Annotated in this window: 17 protein-coding genes; 2 read left to right on the top strand and 15 right to left on the bottom strand. The window is 56.0% G+C overall.

The features are described from left to right. Window positions 1–7 precede the first annotated feature (7 nt). Both MX657_RS07730 and MX657_RS07725 read left to right on the top strand, forming a co-directional pair. Window positions 8–1,444, top strand: a complete 1,437-nt coding sequence (locus MX657_RS07730; RefSeq protein ID WP_346807949.1) for an SDR family oxidoreductase — start codon at window positions 8–10, stop codon at window positions 1,442–1,444. A gap of 91 nt (window positions 1,445–1,535) precedes the next feature. Beyond that, window positions 1,536–2,549, top strand: a complete 1,014-nt coding sequence (locus MX657_RS07725; RefSeq protein ID WP_119915033.1) for an NAD-dependent epimerase/dehydratase family protein — start codon at window positions 1,536–1,538, stop codon at window positions 2,547–2,549. Between the two features lie 112 nt (window positions 2,550–2,661). On the opposite strand, the gene MX657_RS07720 is transcribed toward MX657_RS07725, so the two are convergent. The 15 genes from MX657_RS07720 to gspC form a co-directional block, all read right to left on the bottom strand. Further along, complete coding sequence (locus MX657_RS07720) at window positions 2,662–4,482, bottom strand: glycoside hydrolase family 19 protein (RefSeq protein ID WP_119914984.1); 1,821 nt, start codon at window positions 4,480–4,482, stop codon at window positions 2,662–2,664. A 137-nt stretch (window positions 4,483–4,619) separates the two neighbouring features. Beyond that, the gene (gene iagB, locus MX657_RS07715; RefSeq protein ID WP_119914985.1) at window positions 4,620–5,060 is read right to left on the bottom strand and encodes a type III secretion system invasion protein IagB; all 441 of its coding nucleotides are present in this window, start codon (window positions 5,058–5,060) and stop codon (window positions 4,620–4,622) included. 108 nt (window positions 5,061–5,168) lie between these two features. After that, window positions 5,169–7,883, bottom strand: a complete 2,715-nt coding sequence (locus MX657_RS07710; RefSeq protein ID WP_346807947.1) for a glycosyl hydrolase family 18 protein — start codon at window positions 7,881–7,883, stop codon at window positions 5,169–5,171. Window positions 7,884–8,137: 254 nt separating this feature from the next. Then, window positions 8,138–8,935, bottom strand: coding sequence for a prepilin peptidase (locus MX657_RS07705; RefSeq protein WP_346807945.1), 798 nt, complete (start codon window positions 8,933–8,935; stop codon window positions 8,138–8,140). Continuing rightward, window positions 8,932–9,417 (bottom strand): type II secretion system protein GspM, encoded by a 486-nt coding sequence (gspM, locus tag MX657_RS07700; protein ID WP_218728799.1) that lies wholly within the window; start codon window positions 9,415–9,417, stop codon window positions 8,932–8,934. The genes MX657_RS07705 and gspM overlap by 4 nt, the downstream gene beginning before the upstream one ends. After that, window positions 9,414–10,547, bottom strand: a complete 1,134-nt coding sequence (gene gspL, locus MX657_RS07695; protein ID WP_346807943.1) for a type II secretion system protein GspL — start codon at window positions 10,545–10,547, stop codon at window positions 9,414–9,416. The genes gspM and gspL overlap by 4 nt, the downstream gene beginning before the upstream one ends. Before the next feature lie 15 nt (window positions 10,548–10,562). Then, the gene (gene gspK / locus MX657_RS07690; protein ID WP_346807941.1) at window positions 10,563–11,573 is read right to left on the bottom strand and encodes a type II secretion system minor pseudopilin GspK; all 1,011 of its coding nucleotides are present in this window, start codon (window positions 11,571–11,573) and stop codon (window positions 10,563–10,565) included. Beyond that, the gene (gene gspJ / locus MX657_RS07685; protein WP_119914991.1) at window positions 11,570–12,205 is read right to left on the bottom strand and encodes a type II secretion system minor pseudopilin GspJ; all 636 of its coding nucleotides are present in this window, start codon (window positions 12,203–12,205) and stop codon (window positions 11,570–11,572) included. Before gspJ ends, gspK begins: the two co-directional genes overlap by 4 nt. Beyond that, window positions 12,202–12,582 carry a type II secretion system minor pseudopilin GspI gene (gene gspI / locus MX657_RS07680; RefSeq protein ID WP_346807940.1) on the bottom strand — a complete coding sequence of 127 codons (381 nt, stop codon included), beginning with the start codon at window positions 12,580–12,582 and terminating at the stop codon, window positions 12,202–12,204. The genes gspJ and gspI overlap by 4 nt, the downstream gene beginning before the upstream one ends. Further along, entirely contained in the window at window positions 12,575–13,060 is a 486-nt protein-coding gene (gspH, locus tag MX657_RS07675; RefSeq protein WP_346807938.1) for a type II secretion system minor pseudopilin GspH, read from the bottom strand. Before gspH ends, gspI begins: the two co-directional genes overlap by 8 nt. Continuing rightward, the gene (gspG, locus tag MX657_RS07670) at window positions 13,060–13,509 is read right to left on the bottom strand and encodes a type II secretion system major pseudopilin GspG (RefSeq protein ID WP_346807936.1); all 450 of its coding nucleotides are present in this window, start codon (window positions 13,507–13,509) and stop codon (window positions 13,060–13,062) included. Before gspG ends, gspH begins: the two co-directional genes overlap by 1 nt. A 3-nt stretch (window positions 13,510–13,512) precedes the next feature. Beyond that, window positions 13,513–14,721: a type II secretion system inner membrane protein GspF gene (gene gspF, locus MX657_RS07665; protein WP_346807935.1), complete on the bottom strand. Its 1,209-nt coding sequence runs from the start codon at window positions 14,719–14,721 to the stop codon at window positions 13,513–13,515. Next, the gene (gene gspE, locus MX657_RS07660; RefSeq protein WP_346807933.1) at window positions 14,721–16,199 is read right to left on the bottom strand and encodes a type II secretion system ATPase GspE; all 1,479 of its coding nucleotides are present in this window, start codon (window positions 16,197–16,199) and stop codon (window positions 14,721–14,723) included. Before gspE ends, gspF begins: the two co-directional genes overlap by 1 nt. 15 nt (window positions 16,200–16,214) lie before the next feature. Further along, complete coding sequence (gene gspD / locus MX657_RS07655; RefSeq protein WP_346807932.1) at window positions 16,215–18,137, bottom strand: type II secretion system secretin GspD; 1,923 nt, start codon at window positions 18,135–18,137, stop codon at window positions 16,215–16,217. A gap of 13 nt (window positions 18,138–18,150) precedes the next feature. Next, window positions 18,151–18,882, bottom strand: a complete 732-nt coding sequence (gene gspC, locus MX657_RS07650) for a type II secretion system protein GspC (RefSeq protein WP_080327741.1) — start codon at window positions 18,880–18,882, stop codon at window positions 18,151–18,153. Between the last annotated feature and the right edge of the window lie 208 nt (window positions 18,883–19,090).

The raw sequence follows: 19,090 nt of genomic DNA, 5'->3' as shown, positions 1-19,090 counted from the left end.
GCATCACGTGCCGCAACGCATTCTGGTGCTTGGCGCCAGCGGATATATCGGTCAGCATCTTACCACTGCGTTAAGCCAGCAGGGGCATCAGGTGCGGGCAGCGGCACGCAACACCGAGCGTCTGCAAAAACTCACTTTGCCTGGCGTGACCTGTCACAACGTCGATCTCAACTGGCCGAAGGCGCTTCCCGCACTGCTGGAAGGCGTCGACACGCTTTACTATCTGGTGCACAGCATGGGCGAAGGCGGGGATTTTATCGCCCACGAACGTCAGGTGGCGATGAACGTCCGCGATGCCCTGCTGCAAACCCCGGTGAAGGAGATGATTTTTTTAAGCTCGCTCCAGGCGCCCGAACACGAGCAGTCCGACCATCTGCGCGCCCGCCAGCTGACGGGGGACACGCTTCGCGGGGCGAATATCCCCGTCACCGAACTGCGCGCCGGGATCATCGTTGGCGCGGGTTCCGCCGCGTTTGAAGTGATGCGCGATATGGTCTACAACCTGCCGGTGCTGACGCCGCCGCGCTGGGTGCGCTCGCGCACCACGCCGATTGCGCTGGAGAACCTGCTGCATTATCTGGTGGCCCTGCTGGATCACCCGACAGAGCAACACCGTGTGCTGGAGGCGGCTGGCCCTGAGGTATTGAGCTATCAGGAGCAGTTCGAACATTTCATGCGCGTCAGCGGCCGCCGCCGCTGGCTGATCCCCATCCCCTTCCCCACCCGCTGGATATCGGTGTGGTTTTTGAATGTGATCACCTCGGTGCCCCCGACGACCGCGAAAGCGCTGATCCAGGGGCTGAAGCACGATCTGCTGGCGGACGATCGCGCGCTACGCGCTTTGATCCCTCAGACGTTGATCCGCTTTGACGACGCGGTGCGCAATACGCTGAAAGAAGAAGAGAAGCTGGTGAACTCCAGCGACTGGGGCTACGACGCGCAGGCCTTTGCCCGCTGGCGCCCCGAATATGGCTATTACCCGAAACAGGCAGGTTGTACGGTAAAAACCTCAGCCAGCCTTGCCGCGCTGTGGGAGGTCGTGAACCAGATTGGCGGCAAAGAGCGCTATTTCTTCGGCAATATTCTCTGGCAAACGCGCGGGGCATTGGATCTGCTGGTCGGTCACCGGCTGGCAAAAGGCCGCCCGGCACGCCCGTATCTTGAGGTGGGCGATGCGGTCGACAGCTGGAAGGTGATCATCGTCGAGCCAGAAAAACAGCTGGCGCTGCTGTTCGGCATGAAAGCCCCGGGGTTAGGTCGGCTTTGCTTTACGCTGAAAGACAACGGCGACCACCGGGAACTGGACGTTCGCGCCTGGTGGCATCCGCACGGAATGCCCGGTCTGTTCTACTGGCTTTTCATGATCCCCGCCCATCTGTTTATCTTCAGGGGAATGGCAAAACGCATTGCGCAACTGGCAGAACAAAAGACGAAAATAAGTTAATAAAACTCTCTTTCTTTCACCTTTCCCATTGCAACACATCGTAATTCACGAAAGAATGCGCACGAAATTCTTTTCAACACAGTGGATTGATATGAAGGTACTGGTTACCGGGGCGACCAGCGGCTTAGGCCGAAATGCGGTCGAATTTCTGCGCAACAAGGGCATCAGCGTCAGGGCCACCGGTCGCAACGAAGCGATGGGTAAACTGCTGCAAAAAATGGGCGCGGAGTTTGTCCATGCCGACCTGACGGAGCTGGTCTCCTCGCAGGCCAAAGTGATGCTCGCCGGTATCGATACGCTGTGGCACTGCTCCAGCTTTACCTCCCCGTGGGGAACGCAGGAAGCCTTCGATCTCGCCAACGTGCGCGCCACGCGTCGTCTGGGCGAATGGGCCGTCGCCTGGGGCGTGCGTAACTTTATTCATATCTCCTCTCCGTCGCTCTATTTTGACTATCATCACCATCGCGATGTGCAGGAAGATTTTCGCCCTGCTCGCTTTGCCTGTGAGTTTGCCCGCAGCAAGGCGGCCAGCGAAGAGGTGATCGACCTGCTGGCGCAGTCGAACCCGCATACCCGCTTTACCGTCATGCGCCCGCAGAGCCTGTTCGGGCCGCACGACAAAGTGTTTATTCCCCGTCTGGCGCAGATGATGCACCACTACGGTAGCGTGCTGCTGCCGCGCGGCGGCGATGCGCTGGTGGACATGACCTATTACGAAAACGCCGTCCACGCCATGTGGCTGGCAAGCCAGCCGGACTGCGATAAGCTCACTTCCGGTCGCGCCTACAACATCACTAACGGCGAACCGTGCACGCTGCGCAGCATTGTGCAGCGGCTGATTGATGAACTGCAGATTAACTGCCGTATCCGTTCCGTGCCCTACCCGATGCTGGATATGATTGCCCGCAGCATGGAGCGTTTTGGCAGTAAATCGGCCAAAGAGCCCGCGCTGACGCACTACGGCGTGTCGAAGCTTAACTTTGATTTTACGCTGGATATTTCGCGTGCTGAGACTGAACTGGGATATAAGCCAATTGTGACGCTGGATGAAGGCATTGTGCGCACGGCGGCATGGTTACGGGATCACGGGAAGCTTCATCGCTAGCGTTTCTGCCTGGTGGTGCCACCGTACCGTCCCCTCGCCCCTCCGGGGAGAGGGTTAGGATGAGGGGAAAGTACAAATACGAAAACGGCAACCTTTCGGTTGCCGTTTGCTTTTACAGAGCCGTCCAGGCATCAGCCCATGCCAGACCTGCGCCTGGTTCATAGTATGCCGGGGCGTTGTTACACCAGCCGCTGTACGGGAACGGTTTGCACTGGAACAGTTTACCGTGGTTGTTCACGATATCACCTGCGTTGTACTTGCTGTTCGCGCTCCACGCCTGGTAAGCACCGTCATCCTGAGAAGGCGTTGATGCTTTCGCTTTCACGTTCAGCAGGTAGGAGGTGGTGCTGCTCAGTTCGCCATCGCTGACGGTCAGGCTTACTTCAATCTGCTGTGCCGTAGCGGATTCTGGCGCCTTGAAGGTCACAACCGCTTTGTCCTGACCGGTCACGGTCTGGCCATCCTGAGAACGCCAGGTGTAGGTCAGCTTGTTACCATCCGCATCGGTAGAACCTTCCGCGCTCAGAGAAACCTGCGCACCCGCTTCAACGGCGCCGATTGGGCCCGCAATGTGGGCAACCGGAGCATGGTTCACCGCGACAGGTTCTGCCGGGGTTTCATCCGGTGTCGGCGCTGGAGCTGGTGCCGGGGTTTCATCTTCAGCCGGGGTTGGCGTTACCGGGGTTTCGTCCGGAGTTACGGAAGAACCATCGTCGTTAACGATATTCACGTTAAAGAACTTCTGCACGCACTTGCTGTAGTCACCCTCTTTAAAGGCGCTGAACGGCGTTTGGTAACCCACCAGCTGGCAGGAGTAGGTCTGGCCAGTTGGGGTATCCGCGCTCCATCCCCAGTCCTGTTCCCAGTAAATCTTCAGGGCACCGGCACCACCTTCGTCGAACTGCTTCATGTTGGCGCAGCCCAGCACTTCATTCGCCGGAACAGGCACTTTCAGGTAGTTCGCAAACTCTTTGTAGTACTTGATACGGTTCTGAGACTGAGCAATTTCAGTCGGGCCACCACACTCAACGCCGCCGTTGATGATCTGGGTAGTCACGCCGAAGCCTGGGACCAGACCGTTGGCTTTATCGTGATCGTTCGGCTGCCACGTGCCGTCGATAACTTGCAGCATGCTTGGTTTTGGCGGCTGCGGGTAGGCGAAGAAGAAGATCGCACTCGCCAGGTTCAGCCAGGTGTCCGCCACCAGCTCAGGTTTATCGAGCAGGGTACGCACGTCGCCGTACATCGCTTCAGAGAAAGGACCGTAGTTGTAGTTATAAGACAACTGCTTCGCACCGCGACCGAAGTAGCTCAGGAAGTCGCCGTCTTTATCTTTACCGCACGGCCAGGTCTGACCCTGCCAGACGTCCGGGTTACATTCGCCGTTATAACCGCCCTTCTGGCCTTCGCTCCAGCCCATTTCACGCACGTGAACCAGGGCCTGACGCCATTCGGCTTCCGGACGCCAGCTTTCGTGACCGCCGGTTTCCTGAGCAAAGTGGGCAAACATGGTTGCCAGCTCTTTGCGGCAGATCGCGTCGCTGTCACGACCGTCGTTATAGGTCTTACACAGCGCCGGGAATTTACCCACCGCTTTCAGGAAGTTGCTGTAGGTGTATGCCTGGGCACGCAGCGGGAAGAGATATTCCCAGTCGCTGGCTTTCACAATCCCTTCAACGCGCTTAACGTTGTCCGGGTTAGCCGCGCGGCCTGGCTCAATCATTTCCACCTGAGCATTGTCCAGCGTCTGGATGGTCTCTTTCACGGAGGCCATCAGCGGGAAGCTGGTCAGCTCTTTCTCTTTCTTCGCCAGATCGCTGGCTTTCATGGTGTATGGTTCACTGGTGGTCGCTTGCAGCGAGGCAGCCTGCGCCATAAACGGGGCTACGCATGCGCCGGCAACGAGTACACTCAGTAACGTCCTTTTATTCATTTCAGTATTCCTGTTAATTGAAGTTAAAATTAAAGTTAAATCCCGGCTTATGTATTAATCCATTAATAAATAAACCACAGACAGCTGTTTTCACTTTTCGAAGAACACCCTCTGGAATTCTTCAAAAATAAAAAACCTTAATATTGCGCCGCTAATTTTAACTGCTGATATTTCGCCCAGACTTTATGGGCATATTTCATCCGCTGCGGATAATTCTCTTTTTTCAACCCGGCGTTATAAGCACCTACCGCTTCCCAGTTATAGCCATACACCTTAATCATTCCGGAGAGGATGGAGGCGCCGACCATGATGGACGTACAGGGCTCGGTCATCAGCCGATATTCGTTAATTCCTCTGCTTTCCAGCTCTGTAAAATGGGAGCTGTTAATTTGCATCAACCCGACATCACGCGTGCCGTCATGATTTTGCCCAACCGCATACGGATTCATACCGGATTCAACATTGGCTATGGCATACAATAAATAGGGATCGACATGATAATAATGCGCGGCTCTGTCCCAACAATTTGCCAGCGCGCTTTGGCTTATTATCAATAAAAACAACATTAACTTTTTCATTATTACCTGCTGTAAGCGTCAGTGATTTCTCCTTAACAACATCCTGTAAAATGAATTTTGAATCACTCACCACCCCCGGTGGGGATGGTGAGTGATTATCGGGCTAGATTATTTGCAGTCTGTTGAAGGACCTTCTTTCACCCATACGTCGCTGTTAGCCGGGTTATCACCACGGGTCCACCATTTGGCACGGTAAACGTTGCCCTGGTAGGTTGTGGTTTCGCCGCCGTTGTAGACGAGGTCAGAGCGCCAGTTCATCTTCACGTTGCTCACCAGTTCCCATGCATCCACACCGAAGCCTGGCTGGTTGCCCTGCGTCCAGTACTTCGCTTTCCACACCAGATGGTCGAAGCTTACGGTATCGCCATTGTTGTAGATTTTGCTGGCATCCCACGCAGCATATTTGCTGGCGTTAGCATCGACAGGCGCGTCGCAGTTACCGGTTGCAGAACCTTCGTCAGATGGCGGAGTAACATCATCAGCCGGAGGAGTCACGTCGTCAGCTGGTGGGATCACTTCATCAGCCGATGGCGTTACGTCAGCCGGTTTCGGATTCACAGTCACCTGCACGTTAGACTGCACGCTGGTTTTACCATCGCCGACAACCACGCTCAGGGTGTAAGTCGATGTAGAAGCCACGTCTGGCGCAGTGATGCTCACGTTAGCGGTATCAGTACCGGTAGCGTGCATGTCCGCAGGAACGCTCCAGGCGTAGGTCAGCGCATCACCGTTTGGATCCGCAGCCTGTGCATGCAGAGAATAGGTTTCCCCTGCCTGCAGCGTTACCGCTTCCATCTGGTTGACAACGGGTGCCTGGTTCGCTTTCGGCGCTTTGTTCACAACCTGCACATCAATCGCGTTGCTCAGACCTTTTGCATCCGTTACCGTCAGGCGGAACGTCATGGTCTGGTCGGTGGTCGCTGCCGCAACGTTGAAGGTTGCTTTCGCTTTGGTGCTGTTAGCGATGGTTACAGATGGGCCAGAAACCTGGGTCCATTTGTAGGTGATCGCATCGCCGTCCGGATCGCTGGAAGCAGAACCATCAAGCGTGACGGTTGCCGGGCCAGATACGTTCTGATCCGCTGATGACGCGATTGGCGCGTGGTTAGTGACGACCGGGTTAACCGGAGTAGAATCACCGCCCAGAAGGCTTTCGTTCATCGCGTTCAGAATGTCGCCGGTATCAGAGTCGATAGACCATGCAAACAGACCGCCCAGTTTATTCGCCAGAACATACTTACCTTTCGCCGTCGTTGAGCGCGCATCTTCATACGTGATCAGGTCGCCGGTGGTTTTGTTAAAGATGTAAGGCGCTTCCGCGTCAGCATCGTAGCCGTATTCCCAGCCTGGTTTGCCTTTGTATTCGTTGACGATCTGACGATAGTCAACCACGCCTGGTTCCCAGGTGCCTTTCACCATACCGGTTGCGGTGCCAGTGAATGGATTGTTACCGGTGTAGCCATGCACGCCGGTCCAGCCGCGGCCATACATGCCCGCACCCACCACGATCTTACCTGGCTGTACACCCTGGGAAAGCAGCGCATTTACGCCGTTTTCAGTGGTGTAATCGGTGTCAGGACGCCATGCTGGCGCACGCAGTGCAGCCTGGTGGCCCAGAACGGTGTTGCTCCAGCCGCCGTAGAAGTCGTAGCTCATCAGGAAGATGTGGTCGAGGTACTGCTGAGCCGCAGTGTAATCCACGTCTTCAATCTTATCGCGGCCTGCACCGATGGCGCTGGTCAGTTCATAGGTACGGCCAGTCTGAGCAGACAGCTCATTCAGCATGGTGCGCAGGTCATGCATCAGCACGGTATAAGTCGCTTTATCCTGCTGCGGGTTGCCCAGCGTTTCGCTCACACCGCCGCCGCCAGGGAATTCCCAGTCAATATCCACACCGTCAAAGAATTTCCAGGTCTGCAGGAACTCTTTAACAGAGGAGACGAAGCGGGCACGGATTGCCGGGTCGCCCATGTGGAAGAACGGATCGGAGAGCGTCCAGCCACCGATGGATGGCAGCACTTTCAGGTCCGGATGCGCTTTTTTCAGCGCCATCAGCTGGCCAAAGTTACCTTTGTACGGGTCATCCCAGTTGGAGACGCCAGCCTGTGGTTTTTGAATTGCAGCCCATGGATCGTGGATTGCCACGGTATAGTCAGGACGGCCCTTACAGTCGTTCTGAAGCACACGGAAGCTGTTGCCGCCTTCAATGGTTTTCAGGCCGTCGTTGATGCCGTCACCGCCGCAGATTGGAATGAAGCCGTACAGAATGTGGTTGAGGTTAGCCGCAGGAATTTTATCTACCGGGAAGGCGCGATCGTAAACACCCCATTCCGGGAAGTAGGCCGCAACCACTTTATCGGTGTGTTTGGCGAAGGATTTGTTGTTCTCCTGCAGTGCTGCATTCAGCGGCAGCAGGTGGCTACCGTCGGTATCAGCAACGATAATCAGCTTGCTGGCGCTTTTCGCACAGCCGCTGGTGTTACAGACTTCCACCTGTTCCTGATAACGCCCGCCTTTTTTCACCTTGAACGTTGCAGAGCCTGTCGCGCCGCCTGCACCGGTCCATACGGTCTGTCCGTCCAGCAGAACTTTAGCTGAAGTCGGCGCATCACCGCTCCAGACATTCCACTCCACTTTGACATCCACGCCATCGTTATGCACTTTGACCAGATTGTTATAGTCCTGAGCCGCCTGATCCACTTCAACCAGGGCAAATTTGTCATTGCCATAGCCGATCGTTGGTGCGCCTGGTGCCGCTGCAAATGCGGAGCTGGTTGCCGCCGCAATAAAGAGCGCCAGATATTTAGGCTTCATAAATTTCATTTTTATTTCCTGATAAATTTATTCGTAACGTAATAATCCATGTCTTCCTTGAGAGCATGGAGTCTATTTGCGTAATGCGTATTTAACCAACCTGAAAACCGTGACAAAAAACGTTTTGCTGCGTTGTATTCCTCCATAAAAAGATACAAGCCTAAATTCCGTGTAGCTTATATCCCTTACGATACACTGAGCGCAAAGAGACGTCCTTCTCTTCCACCGTCAAAAAAACTTATAAAAAAACTTGACCTGTATATTTAAAATATGAAGGCAAACTGCTGTCCAATAAACACCACTATTCCAGCAAATGAGAGATAGGGTCCGAAAGAAATAGTGAGGTTATTTTTATTTAAATTATTTAACGCGAAATAGCCTGCGATACCGCTCAACGCTGCGGCGAGCTCAATTGAAGGCAGCGCCTGCCAGCCGCACCAGGCGCCTAAGGCCGCCAGCAGTTTAAAATCGCCATATCCCAACCCTTCCCGCCCGGTCAGCAGGCGAAAGGCCCAGTAGAGCAGCCAAAGCGAGAGATAGCCCGCTACCGCACCGAACAGCGCATCGCTCAGCGGCAGCCGGTGGTCAACCGCATGCAGCAGTAATCCCGCCCATAACAGCGGCTGAGTCAGGCAGTCCGGCAGGAGCTGGTGCCGCCAGTCGATCATCGCCAGGGGCAGCAAAAAGGCGGCCAGTAGCCACACGGCAAAGAGGGACTGAATGTCCGGCATCCACCAGGCGGTGATGCCGCAAAACAGTGCGGAAAAAAGTTCGATTAAAAATATCCGCAAGGGGATTGCCGTTCTGCACTGGCGGCAACGGCCACGCAATAAAAGCCAGCTGACCAGCGGAACATTCTCCCAGGCGGACAGCGTGTGCTGGCACACCGGGCAGTGTGAGGCCGGGAAAAGCAGATTACCGCTCCCATCCTCCTCCATCACCATTCCCGGCACGCGTTCGGCGACCACCCCAAGAAAGCTCCCGACAATACCGCCGAAGATCGCACTCATTACCGGAAACCCTATCTGGTAAACGTCCCGCATCAGCGCGAAGGCACTCATGCCGTTTTGCTCCAGGTGAGCTGGACTTCCGCTTTCACATCACTGAGGTGATCGACCGGCGTGAGGTTCATTTTCTGCAGCCGAACGCCGGAAGTCTGGTTAATTTCGCGCAGCCAGTTCTTTAATTCATAGACGTTAACGCGGTTGACCACGAACGATAAGGTTTGCCCATCCTGACGAACATCCGTCAGGGGCAGATGAATTTCCTGCGCGCTGTTCTCTACCACCGTGCGTGGATTATCCGTTTTGACAATCTGAACCTGGAGGTGATTTTTATCTATTTCGCTGCGCATCCAGTTTAGCGTCTCTTTTTGTCTGGTCAGCGTGGCTTTACTATTTTGAATCATATTATCCAGCGGGATCATGCCCGCGTAATAAACGACCGCCCCCAATAGTGCGACGGCACATATTTTCAGAATAACTTTTTCCCTGGCGCTGTAATTCTGATAACGAGACTTAAGCTGCGTGATTCGCTCTTTCATTTATATTTCCCTGCGATCATGGCGGTATAAGGTGCAGAGGTCGAAACCGGCTGTAAGGTGAAATCAAAATATTCACCGGCCTGGTTTACAAACGTCTGCAACGCGGATTGGTTTTGTGAACTGGCGCTCAGCGTCAGTGTGTTTTGCTGAGCATCGTATTCGAGGAGAGTGATCTCCAGCGCGGGCACGGCCTGCCTGGCTTTTTCCAGGTCTTCCAGCTGCAGAAACACCCCTTTGCTCTGCTTTTTCATATTTTGACCAAAGTGGTATTTGATATTGGTCTGCTGACGCATGCTGGGGAAATGGTGCTGGTAAACCTGCAGGATCTCCTGCTGAAGCTGATTTTCCTGCTGCACCAGCATCCAGGCCATGGCCACGCGCGGGCCCAGCAACAGGCCGAGAGAGAGCAGGCCCGCTGCGGCGAGCGCCGCTTTAACGCCTTTCGAGGCTTTACCGTTACCCGCTTTAGGACTGAAATCACCGTGCAGGAGCGTGAGGCGACAGGCCTGCCACTGGGGCTGGATCAGCACCAGCGGATGCTGCCAGGGCTGGGCGATGTCGACGGCCACACCAGCAGGCGCTTCGCCGTAACAACACACTTCGCCCTCTCCGGCCTTCTGCATCAGAAGCGGCAGCAGGCTCGCCTCCATTTCACTGGCGACATGCGGTGATAAACGCAGCCAGTAGCTGTCGTCCTGGGCGACAAGGGTGCTGCCGCCTGCCGTTACGGGCAGCAGCCAGGCATCCGGCAGCGCCTGGATCACCTTCAGCCCCGCCTCCTGACAACGGCTCAACCACCCGCGCAGCAGATCGGCGTCTATCGCCACCGCATCCACCTCGGCGCCTTTTTTGTTGAGCACCGTCCAGTGGAGATTATCCATGTCGCCAATCAGCGTCTCTTCCGCCATCCACGAGAATGCCGTCGCCTGAGAGGCGACTTTCTTCGGCAGCGTAAAATGGCGAAAGACCATGCTGCTGGCGGGCAACAGCAGACACACACGGGCCGCCAGTGGATGTTCCGCCAGCGCGTCCAGGCTCTCCAGCATCTCAACCTGCTGGCTGCCGGAGACACACCACATTATTTTCCCGCCCTCGCGGTTATCGGGACGAACAAAAAGTACCTGTTTCATAGCGATCTACTTTTCTTATTCAATCATTCGGTAACGACGTTGCCACGTCACAATCTCACCGGCTTCGTTATTGACCTGAAGCTGGCTAACCACGCGAAGCGTTAATTCATCGGTATTGCCGGTATAGTTCACGCGGAAATACCGGCTGCTGGTGGAGAGAAGCTCAGCCACCTGCGGGAGATCGTCTTTCAACTGCGGGAAGGTCTGCTCCAGCGCCTTGCTGAAGGTTTCCATATTTTCCCATCCAGTTTCAGGACGCGAATCAATCAGGCGAAGGGCATCATCTTCGGTTATTTTTCCGGGGAACAGGGCGGCCAGTAAGGCGGCCTGCTCCGGTTTCAGGGTGTTCACATCGACCTTGCTGGCGGAGTCCGGCAGCGCGCAAAGCAGCTTGCTCACCTTCGGGTAGGCCGCTGCCGGGAACGCAGGCAGCTGCCTGATCTCGGCTATCGCGCGCATCATCTGGTTCGCCGGCTGGCGGGCTGGCACGACGCCGGCCCAGGCATCGCTCTCTGCCCCCTCTTTGGCCGTCGTCGTGTCGCCGTCGAGATAATCCACCAGCTGTTGATAGACCTCTTCCGCCGTGGTGTGGCTGAGGCCGCTTTCCGTCAGGATCTGCTCGACAATCTGCTCGTTACGCGGTTTTTCCGGCACGGCAGGCGCGTTTTGCCCCTGCGTCACTTTTTCAGCGGCCAGCAAATTGTTGACGTTAAAACAGTCCTGCGCGTCTTCAACCTGGCTGACCACCGTGTAATCTTCGCCCTGGGTCTCCAGCGGCTGTTGCCAGTCGCCTTCAGGATTCAGGGGCTTGCTTTCGCCGCTGGCATCGGTCTGCAGGCGGTCTTTCACCACCTTCTCCTGAGCCAGCATCGCCCAGCGCAGCTGCTGCTGACTGACCTGATAATGGGTCTTCTGCAGGTTGCGGCAGAACTGCTGGCTGATTTTGGCGGCCAGCGCCGACATCATCACCAGCAGGATCAGCACCACCAGCAGCGCCACCCCTTTCTGTTTATGTAATGCACTCATGATTTTGCTTCCGGTGGCGATGGCGGTGCTGGCGCGGTCTCCGGCGCGGCGGCGGGCGCTGGTGCAGCCGCTTCAGGCATATCACCCGGGGTCGTGAAGACCCAGCGCCAGGTGTCGCCGTTTTCCATGGTCAGCGTCAGTTCCACGCCCTCCGGCAGATGCCCCGCGTCACTCCAGCTTTTCTGCCAGCCCTGACGGTAAAAACGCCATTGCAGGGATTTCACCTCGTCGACAATCGGCACTTCATCGGGTTTAACGTCCACCGGGCTGTCTATCACCGGCCAGATGTCGCGATACAAGCGCCCCTCTTCCAGCCGCCAGCGCACGCGCTCCAGCTGGACCGTTCCGCTCACCCCGTTCAGGGTGGTCAGTTCAAGGGTGTCGCCCTCCTGACGAAACAGCTCCGGCTCGTTGCGCGGGGCGCGGGCCTGAAGCTGGAAAAAATCGCGCTCCATCAGGCTCCAGGCGCGCTGAAGCTGGTTGAGCTTTGCAGCGCTGGCATCGGTGGCCGAGCTGGTACGCATCGCGCCGTCCAGAATTTGCCAGGCCAGGGTGCTGATCACCGCGAAGATGGTCAGCGCAATCATGATCTCCAGCAGGGTAAAGCCGCGCTGGCGTCGCGTTTTTTTCACTTGTCCTCTCCCGGCGGAATGATGTGCAGCGAAATAACCGGCTGGCTGTCGTCGCCTTCGGCGTAAACGCGGATCGCGTTCGCCCAGACGCCGTCGGCGGTTTTTATCCGCTGCTTGCGCCAGGCCCAGCTGCGTCCGCCCATGATTTCCGCGCCCTGCTGTTCAGCATCCGGGAAGTCAGTTTTCGTGAGCTGCGCTTCCGCCAGCTGGTTTTCCGCCACCCAGCTGGCCTGGAGCGTGTCGGCCAGACCGTGGGTAAAGCGCACGTTCAGGGAGACCGAGTTCATCAGCGCCAGCGCGGCGGTGGAGAAGATCACCAGGGCGACAATCACCTCCAGCAGCGTCATCCCCTTTTGCTTTTTGTTGCCGTTAGCCATCGTTTTCTACCAATACCGGGGCCGCCCCTTGCGACACCACGCGGAAATGGTGCTGTTTGTCGTAGCTTTGCAGCGTCAGCGTGAAGCGGCTGATTTCACCGTCCGGTAAAAAGATCACCTGCGGCTCGGACGCCACCGTGGCGGCCAGACGCTGCGGCGAGAGCGAAACGTGCATCTCCTCCGGGAAATCACCTTTGGTGGTAATTCGGCCCGCGGATAACGGCACCCAGTGACGTTCACCGTTTTTATCGTCGATTGTCACCAGCTGATAGTTGTCCGTGGTTATCACCAGCCCGACAATATTTCCGTCCATCACCGCGCGGTCTGAACCATAATCAACGAGGGCTTTCAATTGCTGGCCAAATATATCCGCACCGCTGCGCGAAGGTATTGTTGACACCACCATCATGGCGCAGCTGGCAAATATCACCAGCGCCAGAATAATTTCCAGCAACGTAAAGCCGCGTTGTTTTTTCATTATTTCTCTTTCTTATCCAGAGACCAGTTTGTAATATCATCGGCGGTATTGGCCTCACCGTCCGGACCGGCTGAGAAAACGTCAACCGCGCCGTGTTCGCCAGGGCTCACCAGAATATAATCACCGCCCCATGGATCCTGTGGCAGGCGACGGATATAGCCGTCCGCGCGGTAGCCGTTCGGGATAGGTGCGATTTCAGGTTTGGTCACCAGCGCCTGCAAACCCTGCTCGGTAGTCGGGTAGCGGTGGTTATCCAGCTTATACATATCCAGCGAGCCTTCGAGCGCGACAATATCGCTGGTCGCTTTTTGTTCGTCTGCTTTCTCTTTATTACCCATTAAGTTTGGTACCACCATGCTCGCCAGAACGCCGAGAATAACGATAACCACCATTAATTCGAGCAAAGTAAAGCCCGCCTGGCGAGCCAGGTTTTTATGTTTTAAAGCCATGATTTAACCTACCATATTATTAAGTTGCAGAAGCGGTTGTAATATTGACAGTACGATGAATAAAACAATCGTTGCCATGGATACCACCAGCGCCGGTTCAAATACCGACAGCGTTAATGTAATTCGATGCTGTAATGCCGATTCCTGGTTTTCCGCCGCGCGGTCCATTAAATTACCTAATTCCCCGCTCTCTTCGCCGGAGGCAATCATATACAGCATGGTCGGCGGGAATAATTTCGCCTGCTCCAGCGCCGCATACAGGGATGCCCCCTGGCGCACGGTATCAGCGGCCTGCTCCAGCACCTGCCGGGCGTAGAGGTTTTCGATACCGTCCATTGCGATGTACATCCCCTCCAGCAGCGGCACGCTGCTGGCCTGCAGAATGCTCAGGGTGCGGATGTAGCGGGCGCTGTTGATGGCGCACACCAGCTTTTTGATCGGCGAGCCGTTCACCAGCCAGCTGTGCCAGCGAAAACGGTTTTTGGCATTCCTGAGCCAGGTTTTAAAGCCGATAAAGCCGCCGCCCAGGATGCCCACAATATAAATCCCATACGCCTGCAGGAAATCGCTCACCGCAATCAGCGTGCGGGTGGTGATCGGCAACTGCTGTTTCATGTGGGTGAACTGCTCAATGACCTGCGGTACGACTGCCACCAGCAGGATGCTGATCACCGCGATGGCCACCACCGTCAGGGTGATCGGGTAGACCATCGCCTGCGTCAGCTTGCTTTTCATCTTCTGGCGCTGCTCGTTGTACTCGGCCAGCTTCTCCAGCACGTCGCCCAGGTGGCCGGTCTTTTCACCGGCCATCACCAGGGTGCAGTAGAGCTTGTCGAAGGTGCGCGGGAACTGGCTAAACGCGTCGAACAGCGTGTGCCCCTCCACCACCTTCTCGCGAATTTCCACCACCATTGCCGCCAGCTTTTTGTCTTCCGTCTGCTTCGAGATCGCCTTCAGCGCGCTCTCCAGCGGTAGCGCGGCGTTCACCAGCGTGGAGAGCTGACGGGTAAACATCGACAGCACCGGCGTGGAGAGCTTAGCCCCGGTTTTGGCTTTCCCGGATGCCGCCGCCTCGCGGGTTTCGGTGATGCTGACGGGCATCAGCTTTTGTTCGCGCAACATCTGGCGAACCTGCTTTTGCCCCTCGGCCTGCAGCGTGCCGCGCTGGGTTTTGCCTGCGACATCCGTCGCCGTCCACGCGTAGAAGGCCATTACGCATCTCCCCCACGTTCGGCGGTCACGCGCATCACCTCTTCCAGCGAGGTCACGCCGCTAATCACCTTCAGCAACCCGTTTTCACGCAGGCTGTAGGCCTGCTTAAAGAGCTGCGTTTCGATGGACATTTCGTCTTTATCTTCATGAATGGCGCGGCGCATGGTGCTGTCCACCACCAGGAATTCATGAATACCGGCACGGCCCTGATAGCCGCTCTGGCGGCAGTGCTCACACCCCACCGCGCGGTAAATCGCTTTTGGCGGCGCGTCCATAAAGCTGAACAGCGCTTTTTCATTGGCGTCCAGCGGACTGGTGGTCCGGCAGTGCGTACACAGCCGACGCACCAGACGCTGGGCAATGACACCGAGTAACGATGAACCGATTAAAAAAGACTCCAGCCCCATGTCCCGCAGACGGGTTATCGCCCCTGCGGCACTGTTGGTGTGCAGCGTAGACATGACCAGGTGACCGGTAAGCGACGCCTGTACCGCAATTTGCGCGGTTTCGCCGTCACGAATTTCCCCGATCATCACCACGTCCGGGTCCTGACGCAGAATGGCGCGCAGCCCGCGGGCAAAGGTCATGTCCACGCGCGGGTTAACCTGCGTCTGCCCCACCCCTTCCAGCTCGTATTCAATCGGGTCTTCAACGGTCAGAATGTTGCGCTCGTGGCCGTTCAGCGCCGAAAGAATGGCATACAGGGTGGTACTTTTACCGGAACCTGTCGGCCCGGTGACCAGGATAATGCCGTGCGGGCGGTCAATCAGCCCTTTTAACTTCTCCAGCTCTTCATCAATCAGCCCCAGCTTGTTGATGTCGGGCTTCAGGTTACTTTTGTCGAGCAGACGCATAACCACGCGCTCGCCGTACTGGGACGGAATGGTCGAGACGCGGACGTCGATCGCCTTGCGGCCAATGCGCAGGGAGATACGGCCATCCTGCGGCAGTCGTTTCTCGGCGATGTCCAGCTTCGACATAACCTTAATACGTGACACCAGCAGCGGCGCGAGCTTACGCGCCGGCTGCAGCACCGGGCGCAGCACGCCGTCGACGCGGAAGCGAATGCTCAGCGTGCGCTCGAAGGTTTCGATATGAATATCCGACGCGCCGTCCTTCACCGCCTCACCGAGAATGGCGTTGATCAGGCGGATCACCGGCGAGTTTTCGTCGTTATCGAGCAGATCTTCGTTATCCGGGATCTCCTCGGTTAACGCCATCAGGTCGATGTCCACATCCATATCATCCACCAGCTGCTGCGACACGCCGCTGCTCTGCTGCCAGATTTTAGCCAGCATCTCGTCAAAGGCTTCCGGCGTCAGGGTGACCGGGACGAACGCGCGTCCCAGCACCCGGCGCACTTCCAGCAGTGCAAACGCCGGGGTGTCATTACGGATATAGACGTCATTGTTGTAGAACAGAACGCCGTTATCTTTTGCGTAGCTGCTGCTGCACAGCGTTTTACTCAGTTCGTCCACGTTATCCCCTCCGCCTTAGTGTTTGAACGGATTACGCGATGCGCTGGCGCTGGTTTTCACCGGTGCGGCGGCATCGACGGGAAACGCGGGCAGAATGGCGTTATCCGCGGGTTCAATAATGCCGAGCTTTTTCTCCTCCACGCGCTGCTGCTGGCGGGCGCGGATCTGGTCATATTTCTCTTTCGACGCCGCGCTGTAGTTGTCGTCGTCGCGCAGGACGGTGGTATGGATAAACACCATCAGGTTGCGTTTCGACGTATCCTGCGAGGTGTAGCGGAACAGCTGTCCCACCAGCGGGATATCACCCAGCAGCGGCACTTTGGAAACCGACTGCTTGGTCACGTTCTCCATCAGACCGCCAAGCACCACCGTCTGGCCGCTGTGCACCATCACTTCGTTATTGATGGTGCGGGTGTTGAAGGTTGGGCCGAGGCTGGCATCTTCCGTCGCGCTGTTGTCGACGCTGGAGACTTCCTGCTCAATTTTCAGGTGGATCATGTCGCCGTCGTTGATTTGCGGCACAATTTTCAGCTTGGTACCGACCGTCTTACGCTCAACGGAGTTAAAGACGTTGTCGCCGCTGGTGGTCTGCGAACCGGAAAGCACCGGCACGTCCTGACCCACGTTAAACGACGCTTCTTTGTTATCCAGCGTGACCACGCTTGGCGTGGAGAGAATGTCGTTTTTACCGTCGGTAGAGAGGGCGGTCATCAGGGTGCCAAAATCGCCGTTAAAGAAGCCGGTCGCCAGGCCGGTGAAGCTCGCCCCTTTCATGGTGCCGTTTTTGATCTGGCTTATCGGCAGGCCGGTTGAGCCAAACTGCACGCCGCCGTGCTTGCTGGTCCACTGCACGCCGAGATCCAGGCCGTTGCCGTCCTGAACTTCCGCAATAATCGCTTCCACCAGCACCTGCGGACGACGAATATCCAGCTTGTCGATCACCTTCTCAAGGGAGTTCATCACGTTAGGCTGCGCGGTGATTACCAGTGAGTTAGTTGATTCGTCGGCGGTAATATTCAGATCCTTCGAGGCACTCGCAGTTTTCGCTTTTGCGGTGCCCGGCTTGTCTTTCAGCTGCTCGCCAATCCCGGTGAGGACCGGAACCACTTTGGTGGCGCTGGCATATTTGAGATAGAAGACGCGGGTATTCCCCTCGTTATTCTGCTCGCGATCCAGCTGGTGAATAAGGGAACGGGTACGCGCGCGCGCATCTTCCGGGCCGCTGATCACCAGGCTGTTGGTTTCGTCATCGGCCACCACTTTGGTGGCCAGCTGCGGCGCGTTCTGCCCTTTCTGCTCCTCGTTGCTGAGGTTGTTCAGCATGTCGGAGAGCTCTTTGGCAGAGGCAAAGCGCAGCGGAACGATCTCGCGGCGCTGGATGCCGTTGTTATCAACGCGCTGAACCAGATCCACCAGGCGGTTTACCACCGACGCTTTGCCGGTTAACAGCAGCACGTTGGACGGCTCGAAATGCACCACGTTACCGATACCGGTGGCATCGTTAAGCTGGCGCAGCAGCGGAGCCAGTTCGCGCACCGGCACATTTTCCATGCGCACGACGCGGGTGATGATCTCATCGCCTTTGCCTGGGTTTTTGCTGTCGGCCAGCGGCGCACCCGCGGTGCGGGCTACGCTTGAGCGCACCACTTTCACCATACCGTTGTCCATCGGGATGACCGACAGACCGTACAGATCCAGCACGCTCAGGAAGAACTGGTAATACTCATCTTCCGTCAGCACGTTGTACGTTCTGACCGAGACGGTTCCCTGGACGGACGGATCGACCAGAATGGTTTTGTTGAGATTGCGGCCTACCGTATCGATAAACTCGCGGATATCGGTATTTTTAAAGCTCGCGCTAAAGTTGGCTGCAAGCAGCGAACTGGAATATAACGACAATGCGGTCAGCGCCACGCACGCCCAAGGAAATTTCTTCATGTCTGTACACTTGTTAATTGTTTAGAACATTAACCCGAATATTTTCAAGGTGAGCGTGACGTCGGACGACGACCTCCGCTTCTTTCATTTTCGACCAGTTGGCAATAATACTTTTTGCCTTTGCTTCGTCGGTCATATCGACAGAGTTGACTTCTACTGCCACGTCGCCTTTTTGTAGCCCAGAATGGCTATAAAACGCGGAGGCATTCCTTGGATTGATGTTGTAGCCTTCCAGCTGGCCTTTTTCGATTAACGGTTTTAACACCAGATAATCATCCAGATGCACGCTTTCCGCGCCTGCATCTTTCGTCGATTTGGTTACCGGGCCGCTATCAACGCCGCCCTTAAAATAGTCAGGCTTATTTAATGCCAGTACCTGCGTAGCACCTTCGTAATTAACCACCACATTGTCTTTGTTAATTTCCTGAATAAAGGCATCGTTAAAGCCGGTCAGCGGCTCGCCTTCACGATAGCTTTTCTGCCCCCCCGGCGTTTTGATCACCGCGAAGGATAGCCAGGCGTCATCGCTGCGCACGATACCTTCGATCTCCGCGGCCAGCGGGGCTTTCGCCGCAGCCGGTAAGCTGTCCTGACGTGCCGCAGCCGTGAAAAGGGTGAATATCTTTTCTTCACGACGACTTTTCAGCGGCTGTTCATCAGATTTAGCCAACTTATTCGTAACTTTTTTATAATCTTTAAACGTCAGATACCCTTGCTGGCCGCAAAAAATTAACAGCGCAAACATAATGCAAGGGGTTATCCACCGTGACAGAAATGAGAACCTCATTTTTCATCTGGCCTTTAGCAAAGCGAAAATAAGCAGCGTCGTGCTGCGCCAATATGTGAGAAAATAGTAATGAGCTGCTGTAAATACGACCACTGACTTTGCCGCTAACTTTCATACAGAAAAATATTGACCGTATAAAATCCAGATGTTAGGCGATATCAGCAGG

The organism is Enterobacter chuandaensis (assembly GCF_039718975.1).
Lineage (GTDB): Bacteria > Pseudomonadota > Gammaproteobacteria > Enterobacterales > Enterobacteriaceae > Enterobacter > Enterobacter chuandaensis.
The sequence above is the reverse complement of the archived record's forward strand: the minus strand, read 5'-3'. Positions and strand labels throughout refer to the sequence as shown.